This is a genomic window from Providencia sp. PROV209 (assembly GCF_028479485.1).
GTDB classification, from domain to species: Bacteria; Pseudomonadota; Gammaproteobacteria; order Enterobacterales; family Enterobacteriaceae; genus Providencia; species Providencia alcalifaciens.
Genome location: NZ_JAMPNR010000001.1, coordinates 182665 through 195470 on the forward strand (window position 1 = coordinate 182665; position 12806 = coordinate 195470).

Genomic DNA, 12806 nt, shown 5'->3' on the forward strand with positions numbered 1-12806 from the left:
CTTATGTAGGTCCAAGCTTGTAGAGATTCAAGCAATTGGGAACATACCACATAAAACCCGAATGACGCCAAAGTAAGGTGCCTACCGTCCAATATCATCGATATTCGCTTTCGAGCTTTATCAAACACAGGGCGACACGTTGAGTGAGGCACCACCTATATGATTATCTTTAATGAAAGACATAATCATATAAAAAAATCAGACATTTATAGTCAATGTCGAACATCGCTGGCGGAGGAAAGACGCAATTCTTTCCTCCGCCTTCCCATTTCTAGCGCCTCGATCTCTTCAAACTCACGTTTATCTATTGACGTGTTTTAATCCTTATATATTTAATCTATTTATCTGAAATTATTCACATTTCATGCAACTTCTTGGCATGTTCATTGCTATCTATCTGTACACTCGTTTGGCAATCATCAATGCAAACAGCGCTTTTCGCATTAAGCGGAGTTCTGCTAACATTGAATTACATATAAATAGGTATGAGATGAATGCGTTGAGTAAATTGCGCCTTTTCCCGCGCTCATTGCGGCAGTTAGTGGTTATGGCATTTTGGCTAGTACTTTTGCCATTACTGGTATTGGCTTATCAAGCCTACCAAAGCTTAGAACAACTGAGTAATCAAGCGGCAGAAATTAATAAAACCACATTACTTGATGCGCGGCGCAGTGAAGCGATGAGTAGCCTTGCGCTGGAAATGGAACGTAGTTATCGCCAATATTGCGTGTTGCAGGACAAAGCATTGCAGACACAATACCAAAAGCAATTTGCTGACTATGAACAAATGCTTGAGCGCCAGAAAACAATCTTGCCTGAAACACCTGAGCTACTTGGATTATCAGCTGGCTTGCAGAAGCTCACTGCGATTAGTTGTGAAAATAACGAACCGACAGAATCAACCACTAAAGTTTTAGAGCAATTTTCTGCGCAAAATACTGCGGTTGTACAGCAGACTCGCGAAGTGATCTTCAGCCGTGGTGAACAACTCCAAAAAGCCATTGCTAGCAAAGGGCAGCTATTTGGTTGGCAAACTCTGCTGCTTTTTTTACTGAGTGCATTATTGGTCACATTATTTACTCGTATGATCATCGGTCCGGTTAAAATCATTGAGCGAATGATTAACCGTTTAGGGACTGGGCTGACACTTGAGAATGATACCGACCGCTTTAAGGGTCCAAGAGAGCTACGAATCATTGCTCAACGTATTATTTGGTTAAGCGAACGCCTTGCGTGGTTAGAGTCGCAGCGCCATGAATTTTTACGCCATATTTCCCATGAATTGAAAACGCCCCTAGCCAGTATGCGCGAAGGGACTGAGTTATTGGCTGACGAGGTGGCGGGACCTTTAACCAGTTCGCAAAAAGAGGTTGTGGAAATTCTGGATCAAAGCAGCAAGCATCTTCAGCAACTTATTGAACAGCTTCTTGACTATAATCGAAAACTCGTTGATGAACCGCCAGTTGCCCAGCAGGTGGACTTGAAAAAGCTGATAAAAGACATTGTTAATGCGCATAATTTACCTGCGAGAGCAAAAAATATTACGACAGAAGTCCGCTTAAAAGTAGAAAGTTGCCTTGCGGAACCAACCTTACTCGGAAGGGTTATTGATAATATCTACTCCAATGCGGTGCACTATGGTGGCGAATCAGGTAATATTTGGATTTCAAGCCGCAGAACGGGAAATAAATTACTCATTGAAGTTGCCAATACTGGCACGCCGATTCCTGAATCTGAGCAGAATATGATTTTTGAACCTTTCTACCAAGGCAGCCTCCAAAGAAAAGGAGCTGTCAAAGGAAGTGGATTAGGGCTGAGCATTGCGCAAGATTGTATTAAGCAAATGGGCGGTGAGTTATCATTAGTGCCGCATAAATCAGCAGATGTTTGCTTCCGAATTGAACTGCCTTTAACCGCAGAGAATGAATAATAATGCAAAACAGGTCTACAGATTTCTTGGCAGTATTGTGTAATACAATATTGTTGAAGACAAAATTAACCTCAATTCGCCGTGGGAGCAGTGTTAAGCCTTCCCGCGTCGGAACGCCTTTGGGAATGCTTTTATTCTCACTTATTTTAACTGGCTGTGTTGCGAAGAACGGACAATCTCCATTAGACACCTTAGCGAAAGTGGTGATCCCTGAAGTGAAAACGACGGATTATCGCTATGCTTCTTGCGAATCCATCTGGGAAAACCAAGAGCCTACCTCGCAGGAAAATGCCCTCTATTGGTTACGAATGATGGGTTGTGTAGACAGAATGGATGCCGATAAAGCGCGCGCAGAAGCGGCAAAAATAGAGGTGAATAATTGGTCAACTTCATTCACGAAAAATATTCTATTAGGTTCCGCGGAACCCACCATTGCTGAACGTCGCCAGATGTTGGATAGCATTAATACCTATAGCTTGAGTTTCCCAACGCCTATTCGGCCATTGCTGCAATTATGGCGTGAACAGCAGGTTCAACAGATTAATCTAGCGGATGCGAACGCGCGGTATAAGCGTATGCAGCAAGAGATGGATGGAAAACTTGACCGTCTAAAAGAAGATAACGCTAAGCTACGTTTCGAGCTTGATAATACCTCCCGCAAGTTAGAAAACCTGACGGATATCGAACGTCAGCTCTCTTCACGCAAAAAAAATGCGAATGAAGCCGAAAAAGAAGATGAAGCGGCTGTCGCTGCCCCCGCGGAGACAACGCCAGCACCTACCGAACAGAATTCCTCGGAGAATAAAACACAATGACCAGCCGTAAGTCAGCTAACTTACTTTTGGTGGATGATGATCCCAGCCTGTTAAAATTGCTTGGAATGCGTCTAAGTAGTGAAGGATTTAAAGTCTCAACAGCAGAAAGCGGACCTGAAGCGCTAAAATTACTGCAAAAAGAAAAAATTGACTTAGTCATTAGCGATTTACGCATGGACGAGATGGATGGTATGGCACTGTTTGATGAAGTGCAAAAAGCCCATCCCAACCTTCCTGTGATTATCTTAACCGCTCATGGCTCGATTCCCGATGCAGTGGCAGCGACTCAACGCGGTGTATTTAGTTTCTTAACGAAACCTGTTGATAAAGACGCACTCTACAAAGCCATTGATGAAGCGCTAGCGTTGTCATCAACGCCAATAAGTGATGTAGAGTGGAACTCGGGTATTGTGACTCGCAGCCCACTCATGATCCGTCTGCTTGAGCAGGCTCACATGGTGGCTCAGTCTGATGTCAGTGTGCTCATTAATGGGCAAAGTGGTACAGGTAAAGAAGTATTAGCGCAAGCCATTCACAAGGTGAGCCCGCGTGCTCATAAGCCGTTTATTGCGATTAACTGTGGTGCGCTGCCTGAACAATTACTTGAATCTGAACTGTTTGGACATGCCAAAGGCGCATTTACGGGAGCGGTGAGTAGCCGTGAAGGGCTATTTTTTGCAGCCAGCGGTGGTACGCTCTTTTTGGATGAGATTGGTGATATGCCAATGCCACTTCAAGTGAAACTACTGCGTGTTTTGCAGGAGCGAAAAGTACGCCCTTTGGGAAGTAACCGAGATTTAGATATTGATGTACGGATCATTTCTGCAACTCACCGTAACTTACCTAAAGCGATGGAAAAAAATGAGTTTCGTGAAGATCTCTATTATCGCTTGAATGTGGTGAACTTACGGATCCCTGCATTAAATGAACGCGCTGAAGATATTCCATTATTAGCAAATCATTTATTACGTGAAGCTGCGAACCGGCATAAGCCTTTTGTGCGCAGCTTTTCGAGTGATGCGATGAAGTGTTTGATCACTGCAAGTTGGCCCGGAAATGTGCGTCAATTAGTCAACGTGATTGAGCAATGTGTTGCATTAACAACATCCCCAGTAATTAGTGAAGCCTTGGTTAGCCAAGCATTAGAAGGGGAGAATACGGCGTTACCGACCTTTGTAGAAGCGCGTAACCAATTTGAATTGAATTATCTGCGTAAGTTATTGCAGATGACAAAAGGCAACGTGACCCAAGCTGCACGTATGGCGGGACGCAACCGTACCGAGTTTTATAAACTACTCGGGCGTCACGATTTAGAAGCGAATGATTTTAAAGAATAAAACCTTTATAGCCTAAAGGATTAAGGGAGAGTAAACACGTTATGAGCCGTAAGCTTAATATCTCACTGGCACAACTTAACTGGCTAGTTGGTGACATTGAAGGCAACTGCGAACGCATGTTGCAAACTGTTGAAGAACAGGGAAAAAATACTGATATTGTCATGTTCTCTGAGCTGGCTCTGACAGGGTATTCCCCTGAAGATTTACTCTTCCGCCACGATTTTGAAGAGCGATGCACTGCGCAATTAAAACGTTTACAACAAGCTAGCAGTCAATGCGGGATCATCGTGGGACATCCGTGGTACGAAGAGAATGAAATTTATAACGCATTATCATTTTTCTACCAAGGCAAGCTATTAGCCCGTTATTTTAAGCAAGAACTGCCTAATTACGGCGTTTTTGATGAGCCTCGTTACTTTACTGCGGCGGAAAAAACGTGCGTGGTGGAATTCAAAGGTTATCAGCTCGGTTTACTGATTTGTGAAGATATTTGGTATGACGAACCCATTGATGCCGTTAAAGGGGCGGGTGCTGACCTCGTATTGACTATCAATGCATCTCCATATGATCTGAATAAAGAACATATTCGTAGTGATCTGCTGGTGGAGCATGCTCAGCGTACCGGTTTGCCGATTGTTTATCTTAACCAAGTGGGTGGACAAGACGAACTCGTCTTTGATGGTGGCTCGAAAGTGCTGGCAAACAAAGGCAAGCAAGTCTATCAAATGGTTGAATTTGCAGAGCAAGTGGCGACAGTCACCTTTGAAGATGTGAAATTAGTGACTGAGCAGCCGAAACAGCCTGAAGCGTCTCAAATCGCGCAGGTATATCAAGCATTAGTCTTAGCCACTCGTGATTATATCAATAAAAATGGCTTCAATGGGGCGATTTTAGGACTATCTGGCGGGATTGATTCAGGATTAACCGTGGCGATTGCGGCAGATGCTATTGGGAAAGATCGTGTTCAAGCCGTGATGATGCCATTTCGTTATACGTCAGAAATGAGCATTCATGATGCGAAAGAGCAGGCTGAATTGTTAGGTGTTGAGTTTGATATTGTGTCTATTGAGCCGATGTTTGATGCTTTTATGGCTCAATTACAACCGATGTTTGAGGGAACTCAACCGGATACTACCGAAGAAAACTTACAAGCTCGTTGCCGCGCCGTTATTTTAATGGCGATGTCCAATAAACGCCGCCGCTTAGTGCTGACAACCAGCAATAAAAGTGAGTCAGCAGTAGGGTACTCAACGCTATATGGTGATATGGCAGGTGGCTTTGATGTCCTAAAAGATGTACCGAAAACACTGGTCTTTGAACTGGCTAAATATCGTAATACAATATCGCCGGCAATTCCGCAGCGCGTGATTGATAGACCACCTTCAGCGGAACTCGCGCCAGGTCAGTTGGACCAAGATAGCTTACCGCCTTACGATGTGTTAGATGCTATCTTAGACGGTTATGTAGAAAAAGATTTATCTGTGGCTGATCTTATTAAGCTCGGATTTGATAGAGAAATCGTTCGCAAAGTTGTGCGTCTTGTCGATATTAACGAATATAAACGCCGTCAGGCTCCTGTTGGACCACGGATCACAATGCGTAATTTCGGTAAAGATCGTCGTTATCCGATTACCTCAGGTTTTGGCCGGAAAAACTGGTCATAACAGGGACTGAATATGAAAAAAATTGATGCAATTATAAAGCCATTTAAACTTGATGATGTACGCGAGGCTTTAGCCGAAGTGGGGATCACTGGCATGACCGTAACCGAAGTGAAAGGCTTCGGTCGTCAAAAAGGTCACACGGAACTTTATCGTGGTGCAGAATATATGGTCGATTTTTTACCTAAAGTAAAAATCGAGATTGTGGTGCCTGACGATATCGTTGAAAGCTGTGTCGAAACCATCATGCAGACAGCGCAGACTGGCAAAATTGGTGATGGTAAGATTTTTGTGTATGACGTCGCTCGAGTGATCCGTATTCGTACGGGAGAACAGGATGAAGAAGCGATTTAACGATTTCAGTTAATTTGCTAACTTGAACCATTCAAGCTTAGTTATTTGAGTGAAAAGTGCGGTAACGGAATAAATATATCCTACTTGGGATGACAATATATTTATATGCGAGTCCGTTACCGCAAAATGAAAAATAATTTAAATTAAAGCCTTAAAAAACAATTTACTATAATGAATAATTTTCATTAATTCAGTGGCAATACCTTATGAGGACCGAAACACTCATAATGAATGCTATCCGCAGTAACGCCCATTTCAATCAGCTGTTTTCCGACATGTTGCATAAAGCCGACAGGTCCGCAGAAGTAGAATTGCATATTCGGCTGAAGCACTTTGCTTTTCACTTGTGCTAAATCCAGTAATCCGCGGTATTGATAGTCTGTACCCAACTGGTCTTGTTGCGTTGGCTGGTTGAACCAAACTGCCGAATGACCTTGCTCATGCTGTGCCATTAGATTGCTAACTTCTTGATCAAATGCGTGAACATCACCATTCTCAGCAGCATGCAGCCAATTGATTGGTGCTGGATGTTGTTGATGTGTGAGATGGTTAAGCATGCTGAGCATTGGGGTTAACCCTACACCTGCAGAAATCAGTGTGACTGGTGTTTGTGGATCGACATCAAGGAAAAAGTCGCCGCAAGGTGGCGCTAAGCGAACGATATCACCTTCATTGAGATGTTGGTGTAAAAAGCCTGATACTGTGCCTTGCTCTTCACGTTTGACCGCTATACGGTAGGTTTTGCCGTTTGGTGCGCTAGTGAGCGAGTACTGACGAATTTCTTGATTTTCAAAGCTATTTTCGTTCAGATAGACGGTAATGTATTGTCCTGGGCGGTAGTCAGCAACGGGGTTTCCATCAACAGGTGTGAATTCAAAACTAGTGATGACTGTGCTTTGTGGCTGCTTTTTAGTCACTCTAAATTCTCTTAAACCTTCCCAACCACCTGATTTTTCAGCATTCTCATGATAAATCGCATTTTCACGATTAATAAAAATATCAGCGAGTACACCGTAAGCTCTGCCCCATGCATCTAAGACTTCCTGACCTGGGCTAAGTAGCTCATCAATTGCAGCTAACAAATTTTCCCCAACAATGGGGTAGTGTTCAGGTTTGATATTTAAGCTGACATGCTTCTGAGCAATTTTTTCCACCGCGCCAATCAGGGCTTCAGGGGTTTCAATATGCACAGCATACGCACAAATGGCGTTGAATAAAGCTTCACGCTGATCCCCATTTTTTTGGTGAGTCATATTAAAAATATCTTTCAGTTCTGGATGTTGTTTGAACATCCGATCATAAAAGTGAGCGGTTAGCTTAGGACCCGTTGCAGCGATAGCGGGGATAGTGGATTTAATTGTGGCGATAGTTTGTTGGTCAAGCATACAGGTGCTCCTGAATTATTTTCATGATTTTATGAATTTACAAACATGTATTTTATATGCAACTTATAATATTTAACGGTAAATGTAAATAATTAACGTGTCAAAAAGTGAGGGAATTCACTGCAAAGTTAGAGGTCGCTTGCAAAGTTAGATATTCATCTCGGTATTATTAAAATATGCACTATTATATTTTGTGTTGTTTAAGGCTATCTGAAAGCAAAAAAATTAATGCAATCGTTTGCGTATATTTTTTCTTAGGGGCTATCTCAATGGCGAAAAAGAGTTTACACTGTCAGTCATTAAGTTGAATTGATTGTTACCTTATTGAATTGCTGAGGCAGGAGAAGCGAATGTTAAAGCGTGAAATGAATATTGCAGATTACGACCCACAACTGTGGGAAGCAATGGAAAAAGAAGTACAACGTCAAGAAGAACACATTGAATTAATTGCTTCTGAAAACTACACCAGCCCACGAGTTATGCAAGCTCAAGGCTCTCAGCTGACCAATAAATATGCGGAAGGTTACCCAACTAAACGTTATTACGGTGGTTGTGAATTTGTTGACGTTGTTGAGCAATTAGCTATCGACCGTGCGAAAGAGTTATTTGGTGCTGATTACGCAAACGTACAGCCACACTCAGGTTCACAAGCTAACGCGGCTGTCTATATGGCACTTCTGCAACCAGGCGACACTGTATTAGGTATGAACCTTGCGCACGGTGGTCACTTAACTCATGGTTCCCCAGTCAACTTCTCCGGTAAGCTGTATAACATCGTTCCTTATGGTATTGATGAAAGCGGTAAAATTGATTACGACGATATCGCTGCACAAGCGAAAAAACACCAACCAAAAATGATCATCGGCGGTTTCTCCGCGTATTCCGGTGTGGTTGATTGGGCAAAAATGCGTGAAATCGCTGATAGCATCGGTGCTTATCTGTTCGTTGATATGGCTCACGTTGCGGGTCTGGTGGCTGCGGGGGTGTATCCTAACCCAGTTCCACATGCTCATGTCGTCACGACGACAACACACAAAACTTTAGCAGGTCCACGCGGTGGTTTGATCCTGGCTAAAGGTGGTGATGAAGATCTGTATAAACGTCTGAACTCTGCGGTATTCCCAGGTTCACAAGGTGGTCCTCTGATGCACGTTATCGCGGGTAAAGCGGTAGCACTGAAAGAAGCGATGGAACCTGCGTTTAAAACTTACCAACAGCAAGTCGCTAAAAATGCGAAAGCCATGGTGGAAGTTTTCCAACAGCGCGGCTTTAAAGTCGTTTCTGGCGGTACTGAAAACCACCTGTTCTTAGTTGACTTAGTTGACAAAGACATCACGGGTAAAGACGCGGATGCTGCATTGGGGCGCGCAAATATCACTGTGAACAAAAACAGCGTACCTAACGATCCGAAGAGCCCATTTGTAACTTCTGGTGTTCGTATTGGTTCTCCTGCAATTACACGTCGTGGCTTCAATGAAGCAGATGCTCGCGAGCTAGCTGGCTGGATGTGTGATATTCTGGACAACCTCAATGACGAAGCGACCATTGAAGCCGTTAAACAGAAAGTATTAGCTATCTGTAAAAAATACCCAGTTTACGCATAATTTAAACTGATTAGTTATCTAAACCCGCTTCTACATCGTGTAAAAGCGGGTTTTTTGCATTGAAAAAAGGGAGGAGTGATGGTTATCCCATCAACGCGCTGGTTAGCGATTGATTATTTTACCTACTTTTTTGCCTACAGTATTTTCCTACCATTTTGGTCGGTATGGCTGCAAGGTGAGGGTATTGATGCCGAAATGATCGGGTTATTGCTTGGCATAGGGCTCGCGGCGCGTTTTTTAGGTGCAATGTTTATTACTCCTCAAGTCAAAGAACCGTCGAAGTTGATTAATGGTTTGCGATTGCTGGCTGCACTTTCCCTCATTTTTTCAATTGGATTTTCATTCGGCTCTCACTGGGCTTGGTTAATGTTTGTCATGATAGGGTTTAACCTCTTTTTTGCACCGATGGTGCCATTGGGGGACTCATTAGCGGGAACATGGCAGAAGCAATTCACATTTGACTACGGCAAAATTCGTGTTTGGGGCTCCATCGCCTTTATTATTGGCTCGTCTTCTATGGGCTATTTTGCGGGAGTATGGGGACATACTTCAATTATGGTCGCACTTGTGATTAGTTGTGCTGCACTATTATTTGGAGCGATGTTAAAACCTGCCATTATGCCAGCAGGGGTAGCTAAAACAGAAGGCACTAATAAGGTCTCATTTAAACAACTGATTGCAGATAAAAACGTCCTGATGTTTCTCATCTGTGTGACATTATTACAAGGCGCTCATGCCGCATATTATGGTTTTGCTTCTTTGTTTTGGAAGGAAGCCGGCTATTCAGATTTGGTGATTGGAAATTTATGGTCACTGGGTGTGGTGGCGGAAGTTATTGTATTTATGTTGAGTCACCGTTTATTCCGCCGCTGGAGCGCTCGAAATTTATTATTATTATCGGCAGTTTGTGGAATCATTCGGTGGGGAATGATGGGGGCATTTACTGCGCTACCTGTATTGATCATCGTGCAAGTTTTACATAGCGGCACGTTTACGGTATGTCACTTAGCGGCGATGCGCTTTATCAGTGCACGTAAAGAGAATGAAATCATTCCGTTGCAAGGTGCATACTCGGCATTAGCAACAGGAGGCGGGCTTGCGGTGATTACCATCATGGTCGGTTATATATATGAACGCATGCCTGATCAACATGGTGTTGTATTTTACTTGATGGCGCTGTTGGCTGTACCTGCATTATTTATTCGCCCAAAAGTGAGTGTTCAAGCGTAACAAACAACATTATGAAAGATAAAAAGGCGCTGAGGTTTATAACCTAGCGCCTTTTTTATCTGTCTTGAATTCTGCGGGAATTAGCGTTTTAACGCTTCAGATAATTCATCTTTCATTGCAGCTAAAATATCGCGAACAACACGTGGGCTACCTGCAACTAAGTTGCCTGATGCTAAATAGTTATGACCACCAACGAAGTCAGTCATGATCCCACCTGCTTCACGCATGATAAGCTCGCCACCTAAGAAATCCCATGGTTTTAAGCCGATTTCAAAGTAAGCATCAACACGACCCGCCGCCACGTAGCATAAATCCAGAGCCGCAGAACCTGTGCGACGGAAATCAGCGCACTGTTCAAACATTTTGCCCATGATATTCATGTAGATAGGTGCATGTTGTTTGTGTTTGAATGGGAAGCCAGTTGCAACAACTGCGCCTTCAAGATCACGTTTCTCAGCCATACGTAAACGGTAGCCGTTCATTTGAGCGCCTTGACCGCGTACAGCAGTAAATAATTCGTTACGCATTGGGTCATAGACAGCAGCAACTTCTGTACGACCTTTAACGCGTACAGCGATAGAAACTGAGAAGTGAGGGAGACGTTTTGTGAAATTGGTGGTGCCATCCAGTGGATCGATTACCCATTGAATATCATCATCTTTACCTAATAATTCACCACTTTCTTCAGTGATGATTGTGTGGTCTGGGTAAGATTTACGAATAATATCAACGATGATTTGTTCAGCGTCTCGGTCAACGTTAGTGACGAAATCGTTAGAACCCTTTTGGGTTACAGTCACATTCTGAGGGTCTTCATAGTTTTTAGCTATGTAATTACCAGCCTTACGTGCAGCACGTATGGCGATGTTAAGCATCGGATGCATGGGTATTTTCCACTGGGATGTTAAAGAACGAAAAACAAGAGACGCAAAGTATATAGATGTTCGTCACAATAAGCAATTTTGTGTTAGACTCTTGCGATTAATTTTTCATGATAATGTATAAACCATGCTAGAAAATATCCGTATCGTTCTTGTTGAAACCTCACACACTGGCAATATGGGCTCAACGGCCCGCGCAATGAAAACAATGGGGCTTTCAAACCTTTATTTAGTCAACCCACTTGTTGAACCTGATTCTCACTCTATCGCATTATCGGCGGGAGCGAGTGATGTTATCGGTAATGCCAAAGTCGTGAAATCTCTCGATGAGGCGCTGGAAGGGTGCAAACTGGTTATTGGCACCAGTGCACGTTCTCGTACGCTTTCTTGGCCAATGGTTGAGCCTCGTGAATGTGGCGTAAAATCGGTTGAACAAGCTAAAGATGCACCCGTTGCCATTGTTTTTGGTCGTGAAAGAGTCGGCTTAACTAACGAAGAATTGCAAAGATGTAATTATCATCTTTATATTCCGACTAACCCTGAATATGGTTCGTTGAACTTGGCGATGGCGGTACAGTTGGTCAGCTACGAAATCCGCATGGCGTATTTGGCAATTGCTGAAAAAAATACGCAAACATCAGTGGATGATGAGGTAGAATACCCACCTGCTGAAGATTTAGAGCGTTTTTACGTTCATCTTGAAAGCGTATTGAATGAATCCGGCTTTATTCGCAAGGCGCACCCAGGGTTAATTATGAATAAACTACGACGTTTATTTACCCGTGCCCATGTAGAAACTCAAGAGTTGCATATTCTTCGTGGCATTTTGACTTCAATGGAAAAATGGGCGAAAAAATGAGGTTAATGCTGTGGTAAAGTGAGCAGAATACTTGAGTAAATTAGTCAGGTAAATAGTTGACCAAATTACTCAGGTATGTCACAATTATTGCATATTTTACCACGGAGTATTTATGTTATGAGACTCACTTCTAAAGGGCGTTACGCAGTAACTGCGATGTTAGATGTCGCGTTACATTCTCAGACAGGTCCAGTACCTTTAGCTGACATTTCTGAACGTCAGGGAATTTCCCTCTCTTATCTTGAGCAACTCTTCTCTCGTTTACGTAAAAACGATTTAGTTTCTAGTGTGCGCGGTCCTGGTGGTGGTTATCTGCTTGGGCGTGACGCAGACCAAATTTTTGTTGCTGAAGTAATTGCTGCGGTTGATGAATCCGTTGATGCGACTCGTTGTCAGGGTAATAAAGAAGGTTGTCAAAATGGTGACCGTTGCTTAACTCACGCATTATGGCGTGACCTAAGTGACAGAATTACAAGTTTCCTCAGTAGCATTAGTCTTGATGAATTAGTTAAGAATCAAGAGGTTATGGATGTTGCTGACAGGCAAGATAATGAAAAGCGTAAAACGATGCTAAACGGCATTACGCCAGAATCCATTATCAATATTCGTGCCTAATAGTTCGTATCTAACATAAAGATAGATTATAAATTGCAGTCGATCACCAAATAGTGAAAAAGCCCAGTTATAGCGGTTTCCACTCTTGGGGTCATTAAAAAATTAAAGGCAAAGTTGTCTTGTCCTTTGGAGTAT

General features: G+C 43.1%; 11 protein-coding genes. 9 read left to right on the top strand and 2 right to left on the bottom strand.

Annotation, left to right across the window (positions count from 1 at the left end; all coding sequences use genetic code 11):
* Window positions 1-490: 490 nt before the first annotated feature.
* The 5 genes from PR795_RS00950 to glnB are packed head-to-tail and all read left to right on the top strand — an operon-like array spanning window position 491 to window position 6097.
* Window positions 491-1930 carry a sensor histidine kinase gene (locus PR795_RS00950; protein ID WP_006661296.1) on the top strand — a complete coding sequence of 480 codons (1440 nt, stop codon included), beginning with the start codon at window positions 491-493 and terminating at the stop codon, window positions 1928-1930.
* Window positions 1931-1932: 2 nt separating this feature from the next.
* Window positions 1933-2745, top strand: coding sequence for a two-component system QseEF-associated lipoprotein QseG (gene qseG, locus PR795_RS00955; protein WP_181480089.1), 813 nt, complete (start codon window positions 1933-1935; stop codon window positions 2743-2745).
* On the top strand, window positions 2742-4082 hold the full coding sequence (gene glrR / locus PR795_RS00960; protein WP_006658652.1) for a two-component system response regulator GlrR: 1341 nt from the start codon (window positions 2742-2744) through the stop codon (window positions 4080-4082). The genes qseG and glrR overlap by 4 nt, the downstream gene beginning before the upstream one ends.
* 41 nt (window positions 4083-4123) lie before the next feature.
* A complete protein-coding gene (locus tag PR795_RS00965; RefSeq protein WP_006658651.1) occupies window positions 4124-5746 on the top strand; it encodes an NAD+ synthase in 1623 nt (540 codons plus the stop codon).
* 12 nt (window positions 5747-5758) lie between these two features.
* Entirely contained in the window at window positions 5759-6097 is a 339-nt protein-coding gene (glnB, locus tag PR795_RS00970) for a nitrogen regulatory protein P-II (protein ID WP_004921424.1), read from the top strand.
* A 185-nt stretch (window positions 6098-6282) separates the two neighbouring features.
* Here the strand turns inward: glnB and hmpA are convergent, their stop codons facing one another.
* Window positions 6283-7482 (bottom strand): NO-inducible flavohemoprotein, encoded by a 1200-nt coding sequence (hmpA, locus tag PR795_RS00975; RefSeq protein WP_181480087.1) that lies wholly within the window; start codon window positions 7480-7482, stop codon window positions 6283-6285.
* Window positions 7483-7832: 350 nt separating this feature from the next.
* Between hmpA and glyA the strand changes: the two genes are divergently transcribed.
* Together glyA and PR795_RS00985 are read left to right on the top strand one after the other, a co-directional pair.
* Complete coding sequence (gene glyA, locus PR795_RS00980) at window positions 7833-9086, top strand: serine hydroxymethyltransferase (protein WP_006658649.1); 1254 nt, start codon at window positions 7833-7835, stop codon at window positions 9084-9086.
* 78 nt (window positions 9087-9164) lie between these two features.
* Window positions 9165-10316 carry a 3-phenylpropionate MFS transporter gene (locus PR795_RS00985; RefSeq protein ID WP_006658648.1) on the top strand — a complete coding sequence of 384 codons (1152 nt, stop codon included), beginning with the start codon at window positions 9165-9167 and terminating at the stop codon, window positions 10314-10316.
* Window positions 10317-10396: 80 nt separating this feature from the next.
* Here the strand turns inward: PR795_RS00985 and suhB are convergent, their stop codons facing one another.
* Complete coding sequence (gene suhB, locus PR795_RS00990) at window positions 10397-11200, bottom strand: inositol-1-monophosphatase (RefSeq protein WP_006658647.1); 804 nt, start codon at window positions 11198-11200, stop codon at window positions 10397-10399.
* 124 nt (window positions 11201-11324) lie between these two features.
* Between suhB and trmJ the strand changes: the two genes are divergently transcribed.
* Together trmJ and iscR are read left to right on the top strand one after the other, a co-directional pair.
* Window positions 11325-12056: a tRNA (cytosine(32)/uridine(32)-2'-O)-methyltransferase TrmJ gene (gene trmJ / locus PR795_RS00995; RefSeq protein WP_006658646.1), complete on the top strand. Its 732-nt coding sequence runs from the start codon at window positions 11325-11327 to the stop codon at window positions 12054-12056.
* 117 nt (window positions 12057-12173) lie between these two features.
* Entirely contained in the window at window positions 12174-12671 is a 498-nt protein-coding gene (gene iscR / locus PR795_RS01000; RefSeq protein WP_006658645.1) for a Fe-S cluster assembly transcriptional regulator IscR, read from the top strand.
* Window positions 12672-12806: the final 135 nt, after the last annotated feature.